Raw genomic sequence first — 21,027 nt, 5'->3', positions numbered from 1 at the left:
CCATGAGCCAAATGACACCTAAAGAAATTGTAAGCGAACTGGACAAACACATTATCGGCCAGGCCGGAGCCAAACGTTCGGTTGCGATTGCGTTACGCGACCGCTGGCGCCGCAGTCAAGTGGACCCCGCCTTACGTGAGGAAATCACGCCGAAAAATATCCTGATGATCGGCCCGACCGGCGTCGGTAAAACCGAAATCGCCAGACGTCTGGCTCGTCTCGCCAACGCGCCGTTCATCAAGATCGAAGCGACAAAATTCACCGAAGTCGGCTATGTCGGTCGCGACGTCGAATCGATCATCCGAGACCTGGTCGATATCGCGGTTAAAATGACGCGCGTCTCGGCGATGGAAAAAGTTCAAAACCGCGCCGCCGATGCGGCCGAAGACAGGGTGCTGGACATCTTGCTACCTTCGGCCGATGGCGGCATGCGGTCGGAAACGGAAATGTCCACTCGGCAGAAGATGCGCAAGAAATTGCGCGAAGGCGATCTAGACGACAAAGAAGTCGAAATCGATGTGCTGGCGCCTTCGGTCGGTGTCGAAATCATGGCGCCTCCGGGCATGGAGGAAATGACCAGCCAGTTACAGGGCATGTTCCAGAACCTGAATACCGGCAAAACCAAAACCCGCAAAATGAAAATCAAGGATGCGCTGAAGGTGTTGCAGGAAGAGGAAGCCTCCAAGATGGTCAATGAAGACGACATCAAACTGTCCGCTGTGGAAATGGTGGAGCAAAACGGCATCGTCTTTCTCGATGAGATCGACAAGATCTGCAAACGCTCCGAACTCGGCGGCGGTGGCGGAGAGGTCTCCCGTGAAGGCGTACAGCGTGATTTGCTGCCGCTGGTCGAAGGCAGCACCGTCAGCACCAAATACGGCACCATCAAGACCGATCACATCCTGTTCATCGCCTCAGGCGCCTTTCACCTGACCAAGCCGTCCGATCTGATTCCGGAGCTGCAGGGTCGCTTCCCGATCCGCGTGGAATTGGATGCCTTGAGCGCCAACGACTTCGTCCGCATTCTGACCGAGCCGGATGCGTCGTTGACCGAACAATACCAGGCCTTGCTAGGCACCGAAGGCGTCGCCTTGCAGTTTACCGAGGAAGGCATTCAACGCATCGCCGAACTGGGTTGGCAGGTCAATGAAACGACCGAAAATATCGGCGCACGCAGGCTGCATACGATGTTGGAAAAATTATTGGAGGACATCTCCTTCAAAGCACCGGACCTGATGGAAAAATCGGTGACGATCGATGCCGCCTATGTCGACGCCCATTTATCTGAATTTGCGGAAGACGAAGATCTAAGCCGCTACATCCTCTAAGACTATGCGTTTAAACGTTCAAGAAACCCATCGCATACCGACCGAAATCAAACTGCACCAGCGTTCTGCGGTGCTGGAAGTCAGTTTTGATGACGGCAACATCTTCAAACTGCCTTGCGAATACCTGCGCGTCTATACGCCGTCGGCGGAAGCGGTAGGCCATGGACCGGGGCAGGAGGTGCTGCAAGTCGGCAAGGAGAACGTCACCATCACGGAAATCCGACCGATGGGCAACTATGCCATTGCCCCGACCTTCAGTGACGGACATAATAGCGGCATCTACACCTGGGATTTGCTGTACAAACTCGGCTCCGAATACGACACTCTTTGGCCGGCCTACCTAAATGAACTCGAGGCGGCGGGCCATCAGCGACAAGAGCCGCAGTAACTATTCAAGGCAACAACATGACAAACGAAAACACAACCCACTTTGGTTTTAAACAAGTGCGCACCGAGGAAAAGGTGCGCATGGTCCGCGGCGTTTTTGACGCGGTCGCCGATAAATACGACCTGATGAACGACCTGATGTCGCTAGGCATACACAGAATCTGGAAAAGGATCGCGGTGCAACTGGCCAATGTCAGAAGCGGCGACCAGGTTTTGGACCTGGCCGGCGGCACCGGCGACCTGACGTCATTATTTGAAAAACGGGTCGGCAAGAAAGGGCAAGTGGTGTTGGCCGATATCAATTCGGAAATGCTGCGCACCGGCCGCAACAGGCTGATCGATAAAGGCTTGACCGGCAATATCCGCTATGCCCAGGTCAATGCCGAATGCCTTCCCTTTGCCGACAACACCTTCGATTGCGTCTGCATCGGCTTCGGGCTGCGCAATGTCACCGACAAGGACGCCGCACTGCGTTCAATGCATCGCGTGTTGAAACCGGGCGGTCGCGTCATCGTACTGGAGTTCTCTCATCCGACCGACAAGCTGACCGAAAAAGTCTACGATTTCTATTCCTTCAAGCTGTTGCCTAAAATCGGCGCGGTGGTGGCCAAAGACGAAGACAGCTATCGTTATCTGGCCGAATCGATCCGCATGCACCCGAAACAGGAAGAATTAAAAAAAATGATGGAAAACGCCGGCCTGGAGCGTTGCGAATATTTCAATATGACTCAAGGCATCGTCGCGGTGCACCGAGGCTATAAAATATAACGCGAACGATGTAGCCCGCATGGAGCCACGCTGCTTGCGGGCCACATCGCGCCAGCCTATCGAATTAAACAGGAATCACGCTCATGATCATCAAACCGCTTTTGACAGGCGCATTGGAAACGGCGATCAACCAATACCTCGCGCTGGATGATGAAGCCAGCCTGTTTTTAGCGCCCTTGGCCGGCAAGGTCATCGCAGTCACGCTAGAACCCTTCCAAGAAACCATTTACCTTTGCCCGAATGAACACGGCATTCAAGTGCTTGAATCCTATCTAGGCGACGTGGACACCACCCTCACCGGCAGCTTGACCGCTTTGGGCTTGATGGGCTTGAACGCCTCCTCGATGCATTCGGTATTCAGCGGCGACGTACGCATTGAAGGCGATACCCGCACCGGCCACAAGTTTCAGCAATTATTCGAACAACTGGATATCGACCTGGAAGAAAAATTGTCGCAGTTCACCGGCGATATCATCGCCCACAAAATCGGCAATCTGTTTCGTTCCGGTCGCGATTGGAGTCAACAAACGCTGGAGACATGGCGTCTCAATACCGAAGAATTCTTGCAGGAGGAAACCCGGGACCTGCCTGCCAAGGCGGAGGCGGATATTTTTTTTCGCCAAGTGGATGAACTGCGCTCCGACTATGACCGTCTCGAGGCAAGATTCGAGCGTCTGCAGAGACATATGCAGAACAATGAAGCATGACCCACGCGTCCAATCGCCGAGGGCGCTCACGCCCTGCCCCCTAAGATAAAAATAAGGTAATCACGTGATTCGCCCCAAACTTTTATTGCGTTTAATTCATATCAACTGGGTCATGATGCTTCATGGCCTGGATGAAATCGTGCTGAAGACGCACTTGTTCCGCCCGGTACGCTTTCTGGCCTTATTGTCCCCGAACTACTGGCTGAGAAAACCAAGCGAACCGCGCGGCGTCAGAATACGCCGCACCTTGGAAGACCTTGGGCCGATTTACGTTAAATTCGGCCAGGCCTTGTCGACGCGCAAGGACTTGCTGCCAGAAGATATCGCCGACGAACTGGTCAAACTGCAAGATAAAGTCCCGCCTTTTCCCAATGAAGCCGCGCGCCGAATCATCGAACAGCAACTAGGGCAAAACATTGAAGAAGCCTTTGCCGAATTCGACCCGAATCCGTTGGCCTCGGCGTCGGTGGCCCAAGTCCATACCGCCACCCTGAACTCCGGCGAAAAAGTCATCGTCAAGGTCCTGCGTCCGGACATCGAACAGCGAATTCATTCCGATGTCGGCCTGCTGTACGAGCTTGCGAAACTGGCGGAGCGTTTCTGGAAAGACGCCAAAAGATTGCGCGCACTGGAGGTCGTTGCGGAATTTGAAAAAACCATCCTCGATGAACTGGATCTGGTCAAAGAAGCCTCCAACGCCAGCAAAATCCGGCGCAATTTCGAAGGCTCCGAAGCCCTTTATGTCCCGGAGATCCACTGGCCGCTGACTCGTGAAAAAGTACTGGTCATGGAAAGAATACACGGCATTCCGGTCGGCGAAGTCGAACAATTGCGCGCCGGCGGCGCCGATTTCAAGCTACTGGCGGAACGCGGCGTGGAAATTTTCTTCACCCAGGTATTCCGGGATAATTTTTTCCACGCCGACATGCATCCCGGCAATATCTTCGTCGACTTACCGGCCAAATATCTGGCGGTCGATTTCGGCATCGTCGGCACCTTATCGTCTTCCGACCAACGTTATCTGGCGGAAAACTTCTTGGCGTTCTTCAACCGCGACTATCGACGCGTTGCGCAAATGCACATCGAATCAGGCTGGGTGCCCAGCTCAACCCGCGTCGAGGAATTTGAATCGGCCATCCGTAGCGTCTGTGAACCTATCTTCGCCAAACCGCTGAAAGATATTTCCTTCGGTTTGCTGTTGTTGCGCCTGTTCCAGACCGCCAGACGCTTCGACATGGTCGTGCAACCGCAGCTGGTGTTGTTGCAAAAAACCCTGCTCAATATCGAAGGATTGGGCCGGCAACTGTACCCGGAACTGGATCTCTGGCAAACCGCGAAGCCTTTTCTGGAAAACTGGTTCAAGGAACGCCTGGGACCGAAGGCAAAGCTAAAAAAAATCATGGATCAGTTCCCGGAAATCGCCGAACAATTTCCAGAGCTTCCAACGCTATTCTTCCATGCATTGGACAGCGCCAGCAAAAGCAAGCAGCAGCTGGAAGCCAATAATCGAGAGATAGAGCAATTGCGGCATCAGATGGAAAGCAACCACAGCAGCACGCTCTGGGTCATCCTAGCCAGCGCCGCGATCATCAGCACCGCGGTGCTCGTGCAATAACGGCGCCTCACTGCAGACCTTCCCGCCCATCACTTGCTGCAAAAAACGTCGCTCTTGCTACGATTTAGCAACGATAAGTCGCTAAAAAAGCGCCGATGACAAACCGCCTGGGCGGGGCCGGTTATTCAACCCGCCCCGAACGTTTAACTGACTTTAGGCACGGTTGAATCGTTCAGCCCCCCGCACCGGAGGCAAAATTGGCCGTTGTGCGTATCCAGCCGGATTGCCTGGCGGCGTATCCACGGTTGCGATGCCAATGTAGCCTTGCCTTCGGATGTGCTGAACTGCGTGAAGCGCATCAAAAACCGGTGCGCTTCCTATCGTCAGCACACCCTACATCCGTGAGGTGGATCACGCGCAGCGGATCGGCCAACGTAGGGCGGCTTCGCGAAGCAAGCCGCCAAAACCCCGCACCGGGGACAAAATTGGCCGTTGTGCGTATCCAGGCGGATTGCCTGGCGGCGTATCCACGGTTGCGATGCCAATGCAGCCTTGCCTTCGGTTGTGCCGAACTGCATGAAGCGCATCAAAAACCGGTGCGTTTCCTATCGTCAGCACACCCTACCGCATCGTAGGGCGGCTTCGCGAAGCAAGCCGCCAAACCCCCGCACCGGGAGCAAAATTGGCCGTTGTGCGTATCCAGCCGGATTGCCTGGCGGCGTATCCACGGTTGCGATGCCAATGCAGCCTTGCCTTCGGATGTGCCGAACTGCGTGAAGCACATCAAAAACCGGTGCGCTTCCTATCGTCAGCACACCCTACCGCATCGTAGGGCGGCTTCGCGAAGCAAGCCGCCAAATCCCCGCACCGGGGCAAAATTGGCCATTGTGCGTATCCAGCCGGATTGCCTGGCGGCGTATCCACGGTTGCGATGCCAATGCAGCCTTGCCTTCGGATGTGCCGAACTGCGTGAAGCACATCAAAAACCGGTGCGCTTCCTTAAACCGGCTAATTTCACAAAGGCAGCCTTAGTTTTGAAAAAGGTATTAAGAATCCATGCATTTGGATTAATATGAGTCATGTTTTCCGGATACAGTTTATCCCTGAATGGTTTTTTTGAAAAATCCGGAGTAATCCAGATAACCGGAGGTCGCTAATGAAACAGTCACAGCCGAAATCGAGCCGTTATCAAAAAAACAGCCTATCCCTGGCGGGTGCGGTATCGATGGGCACCGGGGTGATGATAGGCGCCGGGATCTTTGCGCTCACCGGACAAGTGGCGGAACTGGCGCATGAATGGTTCCCCTGGGCTTTTCTGGTCGCGGCTGTCGTTGCCGGCTTTAGCGCTTATTCTTATATCAAGATGTCGAACGCCTTTCCATCGGCGGGCGGCATAGCCATGTTTTTGCAAAAAGCCTACGGCAAAGGCACGATCACCGCCGCATGCGCGCTACTGATGTATTTTTCGATGGTGATTAACGAAAGCCTGGTAGCCCGTACCTTCGCGACATACACGTTGCAATTGTTTGATGTGAATAACAATAACTGGATGATTCCGGCATTGGGTGTCGGACTGTTGCTTTTCGCATTCTTCGTCAACATCTTGGGCAATCAATTTATTCAGGCATTTTCCTTCTTGATGGCTTTTATCAAGATCGGCGGACTCACTCTGCTGGCTGCCGGAGGATTATGGGCTGCCGGTTTGGATCTCGAAAGCGTGTCTCTTGCCCCTGAGGAAACTACCTGGAGTGGTTTCATCAGCGCCGTCGCCCTCGCGATATTAGCTTATAAGGGTTTCACCACGATCACTAATAGCGGCGGTGAAATCAACGATCCACACAAAAATGTTGGTCGTGCGATTATCATATCGATCGCTATTTGTGTGATCATCTATCTGATCGTGACGCTCGCAGTCGGAGGCAACCTAGCCATCGATGAAATTGTGGCTGCCAAGGATTACGCCTTGGCGGAAGCCGCCCGCCCCGCTTTCGGCCAGTATGGCCTGTGGATTACCGTCGGCTTTGCCATTATTGCGACGGTATCCGGCGTCATCGCCAGCGTTTTTGCCGTATCACGGATGTTGGCCATGCTCACTGATATGAAGTTGGTTCCACATAGTCATTTCGGCATGCCGGGAAGCATTCAAAAGCACACGTTGGTTTATACGATCGTCATGGCAATGCTGCTCACCGTCTTTTTTGACTTGAGCCGCATAGCCTCGCTGGGCGCCATCTTCTATATCATTATGGATATTGCCATCCATTGGGGCGTATTCCGTTATTTACGTAAAGAGATTAACGCCAACTCGTCAATCTTGATCACCGCCATGCTTCTTGACGTCATCGTGCTTGCCGTCTTTCTCGTCGTCAAAGCTCGGTCCGATATCCTGGTTATCTGGGCCTCCATCGCGGGACTCATTGTTATTTTTGTTGGCGAACGTCTGTTCCTGAAACATTATGCAGAGGAATAAGGCGCGTTGCCTTAATCAACTTGAATTCATTCATCATGAAAAAAACTTTTGATGATGTAGCCGCCTGATTTCTCGTCCAATTTGAGCTCCAGCAGTTTGCGCTTCTGCGCCTCCTCGAGCAACTTCCCGAAGGTGCGAAAACCGTGATACGCTTCATTAAAACCGGGTTTGCGCCTTTTCAAGGCTTGTTTGACCATCGATCCCCAAACTTTCTCTTCCTCGCCGCGTTCGTTAAACAAATCCTCCACCGTCTCAAGCAGCATATCCAAGGCCTCCTGCTTTTTCTCTTCTTCGGAAGCCCCGACTGCTTTAGCAACCTTATCGTGTGATGGCTTGCGCGTCTTGACGTGCTTTTCTTTTCCTCTGACCAGGTCGTCATAAAAAATAAACTCATCGCAGTTGGCGATCAACAAGTCGGACGTTGAATTCTTGACGCCAACGCCGATCACGACCTTGTTGTTCTCCCGCAGTTTGCTGACTAACGCGGAGAAATCGGAATCGCCACTAATGATCACGAAGGTATCCACATGTGACTTGGTATAGCAGAGGTCTAATGCATCGACAACCATGCGAATGTCGGCCGAGTTCTTACCGGACTGGCGCACATGAGGTATCTCGACCAACTCGAATGCCGATTCATGCATCGCCGCTTTAAATTCCTTATAGCGCTCCCAATCACAATACGCTTTTTTAACGACGATATTGCCTTTCAGCAGCAGTCGCTCCAGGACTTTTCTGATATCGAAGGCGTCATATTTAGCGTCACGCACACCGAGAGCGACATTCTCAAAGTCGCAGTATAAGGCCATGTTTTGTGTTTTAGGTTGTTTGCTCATGCCGTGTTCCTTGAAAAGACTTTGATAAAGTGGCTGAATTGCCTGATAGCGCCTATTATTCACGATGAAGACCGTCAAGTACACGAAGAATAACTTGCAGGACTAAACTTTGAACTCGATCCGACAGTTTCAAACAGCCCTTTGCAAACATAGACAGGGAGCAATCGTCATGCCCCTTAGCAAATTTTACATTCCGCTGAAATTTATTTAGCTTTTGTTCAGGCATAATGAAGTACCGTTGCAATCAGAGCATCAGTTAACATGTAGCGTTTCCCGTGCAGCGACTATCGTCGTTGAGCCCATCCACGAATATTTTTGCAGACTGTCGGCCAATCCGAGCAGCAGGTTTAATCTGCCTGGAGTCATCGACGAAACTCAACAGCAAGTGATCAAGCGATGAAGCGATTTCAGACGACCTTATTCTGTTTGGCCCTGTTGGCATTACAAGCTTGTATGGTCGGCCCCGATTACCAAGAACCCCACCTCGAACTGCCGGCTCAATGGATGACGCCATTGACAGCCGATGGAGGTCGACAGACAAGAGGCGATGTTGAAAATTGGTGGCGAGTCTTCAACGATCCTATTTTGACGGCCCTGATAACCATGGCGGAAATCGACAATCGCGATGTTTATCGGGCTGAAGCTCGAGTACTGGAAGCGCGCGCCCGCCGCAAACTGGCCGGCGCCGAATTGCTGCCGACCACGTCGATGTCGATGGCCGCCAGCCGCACCGAAACCGAAAGCGCGCTGCGCGGCATCAACACTGAACTTTACAATCACACGCTGGACGCCAGTTGGGAACTCGACCTGTTCGGCAAGAAACGGCGAACCCTGGAAGCGGCGGAAGCAAGCGAAGAGGCGCAACAGGAGGATTTGCATGATGTGCTGGTCAGTTTGTATGCCGAGGTGGCGTTGAATTATGTCGATGTGCGTTCCTATCAAACTCGACTGAGCATTACCGAAAGCAATCTGGCGGCACAAACGGAAACCTATCAATTAACCCAATGGCGCCAGCAAGCGGGTCTGACGACGCAATTAGATGTCGAACAGGCCAGGCTGACGCTGGAAAACACCCGGGCCGAGCTGCCCAGTCTGAAGAGTTCTTTGGGACAGGCCAAACATAACTTGGCCTTGCTGGTGGGCCGGGAACCCGTCGCATTGACAGCGATATTGGCTGCCCGCGGCGACATTCCGCTCGCCTCGGCCGACGTGGCCGTCGGCATCCCGGCCGATCTGCTACGACGGCGCCCCGACCTGCGGCGAGCGGAACGCCAATTGGCTGCGCAAACCGCACAAATCGGCGTCGCCGAGGGCGAACGTTATCCCGATCTGACCTTGTCCGGGTCCATCGGCTTGAAATCGCTGGAGTACGCCAGTCTTTATAGCGCCGGCGCCAGAGCCAGCGAAATCGCCGCTAGAACCGTGCTGACTCTGCTCGATTTCGGCCGCATCAGCAGCAATGTCGCGATACAAAAGGCATTGCGTGAGCAAGCCCTGGGCTTGTATCAACAACCGCATTGCGCGACGTCGAAAACGCGCTGACGGCTTATGTCGAGGAGCGTAAGCGGCTCGCCGCCCTGCAAAAGGCGGAAGCCGCCGCCCGGGAGGCCCGGCAATTGGCCGATAGCCAATATGCCGCCGGCCTGATCGATTTTCAGCCGGTGCTGGACTCGCAGCGTTCGCTGTTGAGCGCCCAAACGGCTGTGGCTGTCAGCAAGACCGAAATCGCCGCCGACATCATCCGCTTATACAAAGCCCTTGGCGGTGGTTGGCGCAGCGAAGACAATCAGGAGCAAGACGAACATGAATAACAACAACGAACCCTCTCAACAACCGATCTCCGAGGTGCTCGGCCTCGATGCGAAAAGTCGTCGACAACCGGTTAAAAAATGGTTGTGGTACGTCGCCGTTATCGTTGCGCTCGTCATCGTCGTTTTTCTGCTATTCGCCGGCAATGGCCCGACCGTCCAATATCAAACAGACAAGGTGACTCGCGGCGATCTGCAGGTCACGGTCAGCGCGACCGGCACGCTGGCGCCGTTGAAGGAAGTCGACGTCGGTATCGAAGTCTCCGGCACGATCAAATCGGTGGAAGCAGATTATAACGACCGGGTCGAAGTCGGCCAGGTGTTGGCGATACTCGATACCACCCGGCTCGAGGCTCAGGCCTTGCAGTCCAAGGCGGCGCTGGCGTCGGCTCGCGCCAAGGTGCAACTCGCCCAGGCCACGGTCAGGGAAGCCAAAGCGCAACTGGCCAAGCAACGGCATGTCCATGAATTGAGCGGCGGCAAGGTGCCGTCGCAATACGATCTCGATGCCGCCAGAGCCACGCTGGATCGCGCACGCGCCGACCTGGCCGCGGCCAAAGCCGCGGTCACTCAGGCCCAAGGAACGCTGGACGTCAACCTGACCGACCTGACCAAGGCGGTGGTGAAGTCGCCGATCAACGGCGTGGTGCTGGCGCGCTCGGTAGAGCCGGGTCAGACCGTGGCTTCGCAATTCGAAGCCCCGGTGCTGTTCACGCTAGCCGAGGACCTGACTCAGATGGAATTGCAGGTCGATGTCGACGAAGCCGATGTCGGCCTGGTGAAACCCGGCCAACCGGCGCACTTTACCGTCGACGCCTATCCCGACCGCGATTTTCCGGCCGAAATCGTCCAGGTGCGTTACGGCTCGGAAACGGTCGACGGCGTAGTGACCTATAAAGCCGTGCTCAGAGTCGACAACGCTGAACTGACGTTGCGTCCGGGCATGACCGCGACCGCGCTGATCACGGTCGAGCAGAAAAACGATGTGCTGCTGGTCGCCAATCGCGTCTTGCGCTTCACCCCGCCGGTGCAAAAAGAAGCAAACGACAATGGCGGCCTTTTAGGTTCGTTGTTGCCGCATCCCCGCCGTTCCAGATCCAGCCGTCCTCCGCAAGCGTCGACGGGGAAAATGCAACAGGTATGGACCCTTCGTGACAGCGACTTGACACCGATCACGATCACTAAGGGGGCGACCAACGGCATCGTCACTGAAATCGTCGCCGGCGATATCGAGGTCGGCGCCGAGCTGGTTTCCGGACAGGCGAGCACACCATGAACGGCGAAAAACCCTTATTGGAACTGCAACAGGTCGCTAAGGTTTACGGTAGCGGCGCCGCCGAGATGTGGGCTCTGCGCGGCATCAGCCTGCGCATAGCGCCGGGGGAATTCGTCGCGGTGATGGGTCCTAGCGGCTCCGGCAAAAGCACCTGCATGAATATTATCGGTTGCATGGATCAACCTAGCTCGGGGACCTATCTGTTTCAAGACGTCGATGTCGGCAGCCTTAGTCGCGATCAACGCACCTTGCTGCGCCGTCATTATCTGGGTTTCGTCTTTCAAGGCTTCAACCTGCTGAACCGCACCTCGGCGCTGGAAAACGTCGAGCTGCCGCTGATTTACCGCGGCTTGCCCGCCGAAGAGCGCCACGCCGCCGCCTCTCGGGCCTTGGCTACCGTCGGTCTGCATGGTTGGGAGCAGCACATGCCCAACGAATTGTCGGGCGGCCAACAACAGCGAGTGGCGATCGCCCGCGCCATCGTCACCAAACCCCTGCTACTCTTGGCCGACGAGCCGACCGGCAATCTCGACACCCAAAGAAGCGAGGAAATCATGGCCTTATTGACGACCTTCAACCGCGATCACGGCATCACCATCGTCATGGTCACTCACGAGGCGGACATGGCCGCCTACGCCAAACGCATCGTACATTTTCGCGACGGCCTGATCGAAAGCGACCACCAACAAGCGGAACGCAGCTCATGTTAGGCGTGGCGTTTCGACTGGCTTTCCGTGAATTGCGCCGCAACCTGTTGCGCTCCATGCTGACCATGCTCGGCATCATCATTGGCGTGGCGGCGGTGATCGTGCTGGTTACGCTGGGCAGAGGCGCCACTCAACAAGTGACTGAGCGCATCGCCAGCCTGGGCAGCAACCTGTTGATGATTACGGTCGGTAAACGCATGGGGCCAGGGCAAAGGTCGACGGCGCCGGCCTTCAAATTGGCCGACGCCGAAGCCCTGGCGCGCGAGGTGTCGAATTTGGCCGCGGTAGCGCCGCAAGCCACCGCTTCATCCACCGCCATTTACGCCAACGAGAACTGGGGCACGACCGTTACCGGCGGCACCGTGGATTATTTCCCCGTCACCAACCGCCAAATCGCCGGAGGGCGTATTTTTACCGCCAGCGAAGCCCGTTCCGGCGCCGCCGTCTGCATCATCGGCGACACCGTTCGCCGCCAGCTGTTTGGTGCGCAAAACCCGCTCGGCATGCACATACGACTGCAAAAACTGTCCTGCGAAATCATCGGTTTGTTGCAGGCCAAGGGCCAATCGAGCATGGGCAGAGATCAGGATGACATCGTCATCGTCCCGTTGCGCACCTTTCAGCGCCGCATAGCCGGCAACAACGACGTCAGTCTGATCCAGGTCTCGGCCCGCGACGGCGTGTCGACCGAGGAGGTCGAACAGGATTTGCGACGAGTTTTGCGCGATCGGCGACATCTTTCCAGCGATGAAGAAGACGATTTCAATGTGATGGATATGAAAGAGATCGCCAACATGTTGTCCGGCACCACGCAAACGCTGACCGGGTTACTCGGCGCGGTCGCGGCGGTGAGCCTGTTAGTCGGCGGCATCGGCATCATGAATATCATGCTGGTTTCGGTCACCGAACGCACCCGCGAAATCGGCATCCGCCTGGCGATCGGTGCGCTGGAGAAGGAAATATTGTTACAGTTTCTGGTCGAAGCCGTGGTGTTGTCGTCGACTGGCGGCCTGATCGGCATCGTGCTGGCGCTGGTGACTTCAAGCATCCTAGCGACCGTGCTGCAGGTGCCCTGGGTGCTCGATCTACCGGTGATCGTCGAGGCATTCGTATTTTCGGCCGGGGTCGGCGTCATCTTTGGCTACGTACCGGCTCGCAAGGCGGCGCGCATGGACCCGATCGAGGCGTTGCGGCATGAGTGAGCAATTTGCCCCCAACATTTTAATCATCGATGATGATGCAGAGCTGTAACTGTTTACTTTAAAAATATGTAACTATTCAGTATCTTTCAGGGTTTAGGGAGTAGACCATTGATTTCTCGGGACGCGTTCACCCAGCACCTAAATACCCTAGGTTATTGGCTATGATTAATAATCTTCGTTAATTTAGGTGCTGGGTGAATACTTCCATGTAAGCTCTGACTGCAACGTCCTGTTGCAGACAGCCCGATAAATCAATAGCCTACTCCCTCTGATAAAAATACGCTGAATAATTACAAAAATATTTTCTCAACACCAAGCTGAATAGTTACGCAGAACTTTCCGCATAGCCTCAAGCTAATCCTATCTTACCGATTCATTGACGCCTGCTCCGGATTCGGCAAACGCCATATCCCAATCGGACTCTACCGAATTAAGCCCATGAGTCTTCTGCTCATGCTTGGCGTCATTTGGCCGCAACCGCTCCTCCGGGCTTTTTTCGGCAGGCATCAGGATTAAATATTTATCCAGCAATAGGCACAAATTCTCATAAAAATCGCTCACGCCCGCCTGCTTCATTTGTTGCTCAAGAAACTGGGAGATAAACTGCTTTTCCGCCTCGACGAAGTCCGCGCTTAAATCATCCGCGATTTGATGAGGCAATTTTCGGCGGTCGGTCAAATAGTCGATCAAGCACGCCTTTCTCTGGTCCTCCTTTTCGACAACGTCATTCAGCAACTGTTGTAAGGCCCGATGATGATTTCTTTTACGCCTCCAATCGACAAACAAGAGCGTCAGCAATAACATCAATAGAATGAAGATAATCTCGGCCAACACAATCAACAATGCTTCATTCATGCCTGATCCTCCGCATCCTCGATTTCTTTGACTGACGAACGTATCGTGTTCTCGGCTTCCTGAAAAATCCGCAGCATTTTTTTACTGCTGTTTTCCAGCTCTAGTTCACTCTGTTTGCCGCTGAACACCCGGGTATATTCGGCTGAGATCTCGTCCATCGTTTTCATGGCCATCTGCAACTGTTCCGACAGCAGCACACCTTCTTTTTTCAAGCGACTAATTTGCGCCTTAGCCTCTTCCAATTCCTCGTTGTCGCCGGGCGTTGATGCGCTATTCGCATCCTGTATGACTTGACAATAGGGAATGGCCAGTTTGTTGATATAGCGATCTATTTCTTTCAACATCGCGACATCGCGTTTCAAAAATATTTGCAAAATCTGCTGGTACAAAGCCTGTTCGCAACGACCAATCTCTTTCAAAATATCCTTTAGCTTGTCATTGTCGATGACACAATTTTCCCTGATCAGCTGCCCCAGCTTCTTGCCGCGACTGATTTCCGCCTGCTCCAAGCGATTAATCAGTTCATTGGCCGCCGCATGCTCCCGACTTCTTCTTTTACCGTACATAATCAGCAATACGACAGCCAGCGCCAACAAGCCTACCAACACTTCCGTCATCAAAATAATCATGGCCGAATCGAGTTCTATCATTTCAGTCTACCCAGTAATTGCGCATGTTTGTTTGTTGTTCTTTTTCTTATCAACCGGTAGCCCAAAAAAGCGCCGCCTAGCAGCAACAAGTTCCCCCCGGCAACGAGCCCAATTAGCAGCGTCCACTCCCCTTGCCGCGTCGTTTCCGAGGCGTCGGCGTGGCTTTCCTCGATAGTGTGCCCGGAACCGACTATTTTATCCGCGCCTCCGTTCACATAATCTCGTCGATGCGAACTTAACGCGTCAGCTTCCTCGTTTCTTTCAGGGGGGGCTACGGCCGCCAATGCAGCATCTGGTGGATGCCGTGATTGTAATGCCGGTTCATCGATGATGACCGGCTTAAGGCTAGGCGTCATCGGCGTGCCGTCCAGTTTTTTTGCCATCACGGCAAAGTTGACGATGATTTTTTCGCCTTTTGCCGGCCAATCGAGGCTCAAACGCAAGCGTCCTTGCTGCTTTTGCATCGCAATCGTTTCAGCCGGTTTATCGGCGACATTGACGATGGCTTGAGCGGCCAGCATCGCCGGATCAATAATCTTGTCATTAGGCTGCAATTCCAACACCACGGCGCGCCGGTCGGCATCGACAAAACGATGGACAGTCAGCACCGATTCCACGATGTCTATCGTTTTTAGCAGTTTGCGCCGAAAACTCTTACCATCGGCGACAATCTTCAGTGTATGCCGGCCTTTGCCCAACGCGGCACCGAAACTGTGTTTGAATAATCCGTCTTGTCCCCTCTGTAACGCAACCTCGCTTTTGCCGTTCATTTCATCGACATGCAACAGCACGATGTTTATCAATTGTAAAAAATCATCACGCCGGATCACTTCACCCTGTTCGGTCAAATACGCCGTCAACTCAAGCTCTTCGCCTTCGACGATATGAGCGGCCAAATCGCTGGCCTGGAGCTTTAAATCTGTCATCACCATCACCTGATTATCGGGATCAACCTCCGCTTCGATTCGCCATAGACCGACCCTAGGCTGCTGAACGGTGATCAAGTCATAATGTTGATCATGAACCCAGGACAGTTTTTTTCTCCGGGTTTGGCGACTCAGTTTTTCACCATTTGGACCGATGAGTCGGGTCGGCGCAGCCCCTGCCTTCTTGAACACCAATAGCGAAAACTCCTTGACCGCATCATCGATGAGAAAACGATTATCCTTGATCGGCACGGTGTCCTGCGGCAGGGCCTTGTTAAACATCGTCAGCAAGGTTTTCTGCAATTGTTCGGCCGATTCGAGCGCTTCGGCCCAGCCGCCGGTGCCGAATGACAGCTTATCCAGCAATTCCCGATCAGCCTGATCGGATAGCGCGATGGTATGCACCTTGATGCGTTGCCGCTGCAGAACCGGAATCAAATCGCTGATTACCCGCTGTCGCGATTCCGCGCTTTGCATGATGTCGTCGGAGATATCGACCCTGCCATCGGTCAATAAAATCAGGTTATTACTCGATCCCGGCGCAATATCCTCCCTTAGCACGGTCTGAATGGCGCCTTCAATATCGGTTAGCAAGCCTCGGGAATGAATTTTATCGGCCAAGACCAGGGCTCGCTGCTTCCATTGTTTATCCACCGCGGCGGTTTTGAGCAGCAGATGGGTGTTTTGCGCAAATAGCCAGATAGCGGCCCGCGTGCCATCGGGCAATAAATTGATCAGCAGTTTGACGGCAGAAATGCGTTTATTGCCGGGATCGTTCCGTTTCATGCTGCCGGATACATCGATCAGCACATCAACTTCATAGCCACCGGCTTGGCCGTTTTGGGCCGTCGCGTTCGTCGCGCCGCATAACAGCAGACAGCCCAAGAAAATCGCTCTCGCCTTAGCCTTGATCAAAACCTTTCTACCTTAAGTTGATGTCATGACTTACAACTATAGCCTAATTAACGAGTTATTCGATGGATACTCCGAATACGCAGCAATTCCCAGTTTGAGTATTTTTGCGGGGTTTAGGGCATGGGGTGTGTCTGTCGAGGAGCGCCGTAAACCCATCCCTGGGGGCTTGACGGCAGCATCCTTGCTGCCGACATCCTCGCCAAACACACCCCATGCCCTTTTTGAACGCCAAAGTGGGAATTGCTGCCGAATACGAAAATTCCCCGACTCCAGTGAATCCCGATGTCATGGCTGGAAAGCTAAACAAGACTAGACAATGACAAGGCTTTATAATAGGGCCGAAATTTAACCCACAATCTCTGTTTTGAGGAAGATATATGTCTATAAAAAGAATGGTTGATCTGGATTTGTCCGGTAAACGCGTGTTAATCCGTCAGGATTTGAATGTGCCCGTCAAAGACGGCAAAGTCACCAGCGACCTGCGTATTCAAGCCAGCGTGCCAACCATCGAAAAAGCACTGGCGGGCGGTGCGGCCGTCATGCTGATGTCCCATCTGGGCCGTCCCGAAGAAGGCCAATACTCCGAAGAAGCCAGCCTGAAACCGGTTGCGGAAAGATTATCCGAACTGCTCGGCAAGCCGGTGCGTCTGGAAAGAGACTGGCTGGACGGCATCGAAATTGCCTCCGGCGAAGTCGTGTTATGCGAAAACGTCCGTTTCAACGTCGGCGAAAAGAAAAACGACGACGAACTGGGCAAAAAAATGGCCGCCCTGTGCGATATTTTTGTCATGGATGCGTTCGGCACCGCCCACCGCGCCCAGGCTTCCACGCACAGCGTCGCAAAACATGCCGCCGTGGCTTGCGCCGGCCCATTATTAAGCGCGGAACTGGATGCGTTAGGACAAGCGCTGGAACATCCGGCCAAACCGCTGGTCGCGATTGTCGGCGGCTCCAAGGTCTCCACTAAACTGACCGTGCTGGAATCACTGTCCACTAAAGTGGATCAATTAATCGTCGGCGGCGGCATCGCCAACACCTTTATCGCCGCCGCAGGCTATGGCGTCGGCAACTCGCTGTACGAGGAGGATCTGATCGAGGAAGCCAAAAAACTGATGGCGCAAGCCAAAGCCAATGGTTCCGATATCCCGGTGCCGGTTGATGTTGTCTGCGCGAAGGAATTTTCCGAAGACGCCGCGGCGACAATCAAAAATGTCGCCGATGTCGAATCCGATGACTTAATCCTGGATATCGGTCCGGAAACCGCCAAACAGTATGCAAAAATCCTCAAGTCAGCTGGCACCATCGTCTGGAACGGTCCGGTAGGCGTATTTGAAATCGACCAATTCGGCGAAGGAACCGAATCGATGTCGAAGGCGATTGCCAATAGCGCCGCATTTTCGATTGCAGGCGGTGGCGATACGCTGGCGGCCATCGACAAATACGGCATCGGTAACCGCGTGTCTTACACGTCGACCGGCGGAGGCGCCTTCCTGGAATTTTTGGAAGGCAAACAACTGCCCGCCGTCGCCATTTTGGAAGAGCGCGGTTAAACCCCGCTGGGTTCATGCCTTGTCGTAAACGTCAGACAGGGCATGAATAAATTTAAGCTCGCTGCTTATCGGCTGATAAGCAGCGAGACTGTCTAGCCCCAACAAGGAATTCATCGCGTTCGACGCCCTTCCTGCGCAAAAATACGGCAGCGCTGCATGCGGTTTGTTTATGGGCGTTTTTCTTTATATAATAATCAGTTCCTTTTTATTCATGTCGCCGCATCAGGCGCCTTATCATAGGTTTTAAAATGGCTAGAGTCACCGTTGAAGATTGCTTAGAAAATATCGAAAACCGTTTTAAACTGGTCTTGTTAGCCAGCAAAAGAGCGCGTCAACTTGAAAAAGGGGCCGATGAGTTTATGCTTCGCGAAAAAGACAAAAGCACGGTATTGGCGCTACGTGAAATCGCCGCCGGCCATGTCAGCGAACAAAACATTGACATCCTTTACAAAACGGGCGATGTTTCCGATACCAGCTTAGAACTTTAATTCCACAATATGCCAGGCATCGTCGTTGAACCGAAACAGCAGAAACCGGAAACTCCTGAAGACAAACTACTCAGGCGTTTATGTAAGGTTCTGAGCGACTACCTGGATCGAGAACATATTGACGACATTGTCCGGGCCTATCATTTTGGCGCCGAAGCGCATGCCGGACAATTCCGTAAAAGCGGTGAAGCCTATATTTGTCATCCGGTAACGGTGGCGATCACGCTGGCGGAAATGCGTATGGATACCCGCGGCATCATGGCCGCCATCCTACATGATGTCATCGAAGACACACCGGTCAGCAAAAAACAGTTAGGCGCCAAATTCAGCCCCGAGGTCGCCGAACTGGTCGACGGCGTCACCAAACTGACCAAACTGGATAACAAGTCCCGCGCCGAAGCGCAAGCGGAAAATGTCCGCAAGATGTTTTTGGCCATGGCCAAAGACCTGCGCGTGATCATGGTCAAGCTGGCCGACCGTCTGCATAATATGCAAACCCTGGGCGCTATGCCGCCGGCGGCGAAACGCCGCATCGCCAAGGAAACCCTGGAAATCTATGCGCCGATCGCCAATCGACTGGGCATGAACAAGATACGCCACCAACTGGAATCGCTGGGGTTCAAAGCTTTATACCCCCGTCGCCATGAGATTATCAACCAGGCGGTCAAGAAAGCGCGCGGCAACCGCAAGGAAATCATCGACACCATTCAAGGCTCGATTCAGAACCGCCTGATTCAGGCCGACATGGCTTGCACCGTCGCAGGCCGTGAAAAGAACGTCGCCAGCATTTATCAGAAAATGCTGCATAAAAAGATCCCCTTTTCCGATGTCTTCGATGTCTACGCTTTTCGCATTTACTGCAATGAAGTCGACGATTGCTATCGCGCCCTCGGCTGCGTGCATAATTTATACAAACCGATACCTGGGCGCTTTAAGGATTACATCGCCTTGCCGAAAGCTAATGGTTATCAGTCGCTGCATACCGTGTTAATCGGTCCTTACGGCGTACCGATCGAGATTCAGATCAGAACCCATGTGATGCATCGCATGTCCGAATCCGGCATCGCCGCTCATTGGCTGTACAAATCCGAGAACGAAAGCAACGAAACCGCCCAGGCCCGCGCCAACGAATGGCTGCGCGATTTGCTGGAAATTCAGAAATCGGCCGGCGATTCGATGGAATTCATCGATAACCTGAAGGTCGACTTGTTTCCTCAAGAGGTCTTTGTATTCACGCCCCAGGGCGGCATCATCAAGTTGCCGCGCGGCGCCACCGTCGTCGATTTTGCCTTTGCCGTCCATACCGACATCGGCAATTCCTGTGTCTCCGCCCGCATCGATAAAAAACTGGTGCCGCTGCAAACCCAGCTGGAAAACGGCATGACTGTTGAAGTCATCACCGCCTCCTGGGCGCGCCCGAATCCGTTATGGCTCAATTACGTCGCCACCGCCAAGGCCCGCAGCAGCATCCGTACCTACCTGAAACATTTCAAGCAACAGGAAGCGATCAATCTAGGCCGCCGCCTGCTGGAAAAAGAACTGCAAAGCCTGGATCTTCAGCTGGACGCGATCGATGAACATCGTATCCAGCAAGTACTGAGTGTGCTGAAAATGCAGTCACTCGATGAGTTGCTGGAGGATATCGGCCTCGGCAATAAAATGCCATTGCTGGTGGCCAAACGCATCGGCCAGGAGGACGTGCAGGCTGCGGTCAAACTGGACGACCATGAAAGCCGCAACGAAACGCCGCTGATTATCAAGGGCACCGAAGGCATGGTTGTGACCCTGGCCAAATGCTGCCGACCGATACCGGGAGACCCAATCATCGGCTTCTTCAACCCCGGCAAGGGCATCGTCGTTCATCATCATGAATGCCGTAACAGCAACGACGTCAGAAAAAAACAAACCAGTTGGCTGGATGTGGAATGGAGCGAAGAAGCGACAGGTGATTTCCCGGCCGAAATCAGGATCGAAATGCTGAACCAGCGCGGCACGTTGGCCACCATCGCCTCGATCATTTCCAGCATGGAATCGAACATCGAAAACGTCAAAGTTGTCGACCAAGATGAGCGTGTCTCGGTGGACTTGATCACGCTGACCGTTAAGGATCGCGTGCATCTCGCCAACATCATCCGCAAACTGAAGAAACTGAATATCGTTTTAAAATTAACCCGAGTCAAAGCCTAAGGAACTGAAAAAATGACTAAAGAAATCATCCATACCGACAAAGCGCCGGAAGCGATTGGCACCTATTCCCAGGCGGTCAAGGTCAACAGCACCGTCTATCTGTCCGGCCAGATCCCACTGGATCCGGCGACGATGGAAGTTGTCGATGGCGACATCTCGGTTCAGATCCGCCGCGTCTTCGATAATCTGAAAGCCGTTGCCGAGGCAGCCGGCGGAGATTTTTACGATATCGTCAAACTGAATGTCTTCTTGACCGATTTGGCGAATTTCCCGGTCGTCAACGAAATCATGGGCGAATATTTCGGCCAGCCATATCCTGCCCGCGCCGCGATCGGCGTCGCCGCCCTGCCTAAAGGCGTCGGCGTGGAAATGGATGCGGTCATGGAGTTAAGAGACAGCTATAGCATTTAAG

At 53.7% G+C, this 21,027-nt stretch carries 19 protein-coding genes; 15 read left to right on the top strand and 4 right to left on the bottom strand.

From position 1 onward, the window contains the following. Window positions 1-2 precede the first annotated feature (2 nt). The 6 genes from hslU to Q9L42_RS07150 all read left to right on the top strand — a co-directional run bounded on the left by hslU (window position 3) and on the right by Q9L42_RS07150 (window position 7,215). Window positions 3-1,328, top strand: coding sequence for an ATP-dependent protease ATPase subunit HslU (gene hslU, locus Q9L42_RS07175; RefSeq protein WP_305909112.1), 1,326 nt, complete (start codon window positions 3-5; stop codon window positions 1,326-1,328). A 4-nt stretch (window positions 1,329-1,332) separates the two neighbouring features. Further along, window positions 1,333-1,716 carry a DUF971 domain-containing protein gene (locus tag Q9L42_RS07170; RefSeq protein ID WP_305909113.1) on the top strand — a complete coding sequence of 128 codons (384 nt, stop codon included), beginning with the start codon at window positions 1,333-1,335 and terminating at the stop codon, window positions 1,714-1,716. Window positions 1,717-1,733: 17 nt separating this feature from the next. After that, window positions 1,734-2,483, top strand: a complete 750-nt coding sequence (gene ubiE, locus Q9L42_RS07165; RefSeq protein WP_305909114.1) for a bifunctional demethylmenaquinone methyltransferase/2-methoxy-6-polyprenyl-1,4-benzoquinol methylase UbiE — start codon at window positions 1,734-1,736, stop codon at window positions 2,481-2,483. Window positions 2,484-2,566: 83 nt separating this feature from the next. Beyond that, on the top strand, window positions 2,567-3,190 hold the full coding sequence (locus tag Q9L42_RS07160; RefSeq protein WP_349432452.1) for a ubiquinone biosynthesis accessory factor UbiJ: 624 nt from the start codon (window positions 2,567-2,569) through the stop codon (window positions 3,188-3,190). Window positions 3,191-3,254: 64 nt separating this feature from the next. Next, window positions 3,255-4,805 carry a ubiquinone biosynthesis regulatory protein kinase UbiB gene (ubiB, locus tag Q9L42_RS07155; protein ID WP_349432450.1) on the top strand — a complete coding sequence of 517 codons (1,551 nt, stop codon included), beginning with the start codon at window positions 3,255-3,257 and terminating at the stop codon, window positions 4,803-4,805. Window positions 4,806-5,901: 1,096 nt separating this feature from the next. Beyond that, window positions 5,902-7,215: an APC family permease gene (locus Q9L42_RS07150; RefSeq protein WP_305909118.1), complete on the top strand. Its 1,314-nt coding sequence runs from the start codon at window positions 5,902-5,904 to the stop codon at window positions 7,213-7,215. A gap of 26 nt (window positions 7,216-7,241) precedes the next feature. Here the strand turns inward: Q9L42_RS07150 and Q9L42_RS07145 are convergent, their stop codons facing one another. After that, window positions 7,242-8,051 (bottom strand): NYN domain-containing protein, encoded by an 810-nt coding sequence (locus tag Q9L42_RS07145; RefSeq protein ID WP_305909119.1) that lies wholly within the window; start codon window positions 8,049-8,051, stop codon window positions 7,242-7,244. Window positions 8,052-8,447: 396 nt separating this feature from the next. Here Q9L42_RS07145 and Q9L42_RS07140 point away from each other — a divergent pair, with 396 nt between their 5' ends. Genes Q9L42_RS07140 through Q9L42_RS07120 form a run of 5 tightly spaced genes read left to right on the top strand, consistent with a single transcriptional unit; the run spans window position 8,448 to window position 13,044 of the window. Further along, window positions 8,448-9,593, top strand: coding sequence for an efflux transporter outer membrane subunit (locus Q9L42_RS07140; RefSeq protein ID WP_305909120.1), 1,146 nt, complete (start codon window positions 8,448-8,450; stop codon window positions 9,591-9,593). Next, a complete protein-coding gene (locus tag Q9L42_RS07135; RefSeq protein ID WP_305909121.1) occupies window positions 9,569-9,862 on the top strand; it encodes a TolC family protein in 294 nt (97 codons plus the stop codon). Before Q9L42_RS07140 ends, Q9L42_RS07135 begins: the two co-directional genes overlap by 25 nt. Further along, window positions 9,855-11,135 (top strand): efflux RND transporter periplasmic adaptor subunit, encoded by a 1,281-nt coding sequence (locus tag Q9L42_RS07130; protein WP_305909122.1) that lies wholly within the window; start codon window positions 9,855-9,857, stop codon window positions 11,133-11,135. The genes Q9L42_RS07135 and Q9L42_RS07130 overlap by 8 nt, the downstream gene beginning before the upstream one ends. Next, window positions 11,132-11,845 (top strand): ABC transporter ATP-binding protein, encoded by a 714-nt coding sequence (locus tag Q9L42_RS07125; protein WP_305909123.1) that lies wholly within the window; start codon window positions 11,132-11,134, stop codon window positions 11,843-11,845. The genes Q9L42_RS07130 and Q9L42_RS07125 overlap by 4 nt, the downstream gene beginning before the upstream one ends. Then, window positions 11,839-13,044: an ABC transporter permease gene (locus Q9L42_RS07120; RefSeq protein ID WP_305909124.1), complete on the top strand. Its 1,206-nt coding sequence runs from the start codon at window positions 11,839-11,841 to the stop codon at window positions 13,042-13,044. Before Q9L42_RS07125 ends, Q9L42_RS07120 begins: the two co-directional genes overlap by 7 nt. Window positions 13,045-13,404: 360 nt before the next feature. On the opposite strand, the gene Q9L42_RS07115 is transcribed toward Q9L42_RS07120, so the two are convergent. The 3 genes from Q9L42_RS07115 to Q9L42_RS07105 are packed head-to-tail and all read right to left on the bottom strand — an operon-like array spanning window position 13,405 to window position 16,390. Then, window positions 13,405-13,899 carry a hypothetical protein gene (locus Q9L42_RS07115; RefSeq protein WP_305909125.1) on the bottom strand — a complete coding sequence of 165 codons (495 nt, stop codon included), beginning with the start codon at window positions 13,897-13,899 and terminating at the stop codon, window positions 13,405-13,407. Continuing rightward, window positions 13,896-14,549 (bottom strand): hypothetical protein, encoded by a 654-nt coding sequence (locus Q9L42_RS07110; protein ID WP_349432445.1) that lies wholly within the window; start codon window positions 14,547-14,549, stop codon window positions 13,896-13,898. Before Q9L42_RS07110 ends, Q9L42_RS07115 begins: the two co-directional genes overlap by 4 nt. Continuing rightward, complete coding sequence (locus Q9L42_RS07105) at window positions 14,546-16,390, bottom strand: vWA domain-containing protein (RefSeq protein ID WP_349432443.1); 1,845 nt, start codon at window positions 16,388-16,390, stop codon at window positions 14,546-14,548. The genes Q9L42_RS07110 and Q9L42_RS07105 overlap by 4 nt, the downstream gene beginning before the upstream one ends. A 377-nt stretch (window positions 16,391-16,767) precedes the next feature. Between Q9L42_RS07105 and Q9L42_RS07100 the strand changes: the two genes are divergently transcribed. The 4 genes from Q9L42_RS07100 (at window position 16,768) to Q9L42_RS07085 (ending at window position 21,026) form a co-directional block, all read left to right on the top strand. Continuing rightward, window positions 16,768-17,940 carry a phosphoglycerate kinase gene (locus Q9L42_RS07100; RefSeq protein ID WP_305909130.1) on the top strand — a complete coding sequence of 391 codons (1,173 nt, stop codon included), beginning with the start codon at window positions 16,768-16,770 and terminating at the stop codon, window positions 17,938-17,940. A gap of 248 nt (window positions 17,941-18,188) precedes the next feature. After that, window positions 18,189-18,428: a DNA-directed RNA polymerase subunit omega gene (gene rpoZ / locus Q9L42_RS07095; protein ID WP_305909131.1), complete on the top strand. Its 240-nt coding sequence runs from the start codon at window positions 18,189-18,191 to the stop codon at window positions 18,426-18,428. 9 nt (window positions 18,429-18,437) lie between these two features. Then, window positions 18,438-20,615 (top strand): RelA/SpoT family protein, encoded by a 2,178-nt coding sequence (locus Q9L42_RS07090; RefSeq protein WP_349432440.1) that lies wholly within the window; start codon window positions 18,438-18,440, stop codon window positions 20,613-20,615. Between the two features lie 12 nt (window positions 20,616-20,627). Further along, a complete protein-coding gene (locus tag Q9L42_RS07085; protein WP_305909132.1) occupies window positions 20,628-21,026 on the top strand; it encodes a RidA family protein in 399 nt (132 codons plus the stop codon). Window position 21,027 lies beyond the last annotated feature (1 nt).

This window comes from Methylomarinum sp. Ch1-1 (genome assembly GCF_030717995.2).
Taxonomy (GTDB): Bacteria; Pseudomonadota; Gammaproteobacteria; order Methylococcales; family Methylomonadaceae; genus Methylomarinum; species Methylomarinum roseum.
Note: the sequence above shows the minus strand (reverse complement) of the source record. Positions and strands in the feature narration are given on the sequence as shown.

Bases quoted from the DNA above. Each gene is read 5' to 3' on its own strand.
- Q9L42_RS07115 (WP_305909125.1), bottom strand. From the start codon at position 13,899: ATGAATGAAGCATTGTTGATTGTGTTGGCCGAGATTATCTTCATTCTA.
- Q9L42_RS07125 (WP_305909123.1), top strand. From the start codon at position 11,132: ATGAACGGCGAAAAACCCTTATTGGAACTGCAACAGGTCGCTAAGGTT.
- Q9L42_RS07110 (WP_349432445.1), bottom strand. From the start codon at position 14,549: ATGATAGAACTCGATTCGGCCATGATTATTTTGATGACGGAAGTGTTG.
- Q9L42_RS07090 (WP_349432440.1), top strand. From the start codon at position 18,438: ATGCCAGGCATCGTCGTTGAACCGAAACAGCAGAAACCGGAAACTCCT.
- rpoZ (WP_305909131.1), top strand. From the start codon at position 18,189: ATGGCTAGAGTCACCGTTGAAGATTGCTTAGAAAATATCGAAAACCGT.
- Q9L42_RS07130 (WP_305909122.1), top strand. From the start codon at position 9,855: ATGAATAACAACAACGAACCCTCTCAACAACCGATCTCCGAGGTGCTC.
- Q9L42_RS07120 (WP_305909124.1), top strand. From the start codon at position 11,839: ATGTTAGGCGTGGCGTTTCGACTGGCTTTCCGTGAATTGCGCCGCAAC.
- hslU (WP_305909112.1), top strand. From the start codon at position 3: ATGAGCCAAATGACACCTAAAGAAATTGTAAGCGAACTGGACAAACAC.
- Q9L42_RS07145 (WP_305909119.1), bottom strand. From the start codon at position 8,051: ATGAGCAAACAACCTAAAACACAAAACATGGCCTTATACTGCGACTTT.
- Q9L42_RS07140 (WP_305909120.1), top strand. From the start codon at position 8,448: ATGAAGCGATTTCAGACGACCTTATTCTGTTTGGCCCTGTTGGCATTA.
- Q9L42_RS07100 (WP_305909130.1), top strand. From the start codon at position 16,768: ATGTCTATAAAAAGAATGGTTGATCTGGATTTGTCCGGTAAACGCGTG.
- Q9L42_RS07170 (WP_305909113.1), top strand. From the start codon at position 1,333: ATGCGTTTAAACGTTCAAGAAACCCATCGCATACCGACCGAAATCAAA.
- Q9L42_RS07150 (WP_305909118.1), top strand. From the start codon at position 5,902: ATGAAACAGTCACAGCCGAAATCGAGCCGTTATCAAAAAAACAGCCTA.
- Q9L42_RS07085 (WP_305909132.1), top strand. From the start codon at position 20,628: ATGACTAAAGAAATCATCCATACCGACAAAGCGCCGGAAGCGATTGGC.
- Q9L42_RS07160 (WP_349432452.1), top strand. From the start codon at position 2,567: ATGATCATCAAACCGCTTTTGACAGGCGCATTGGAAACGGCGATCAAC.
- ubiE (WP_305909114.1), top strand. From the start codon at position 1,734: ATGACAAACGAAAACACAACCCACTTTGGTTTTAAACAAGTGCGCACC.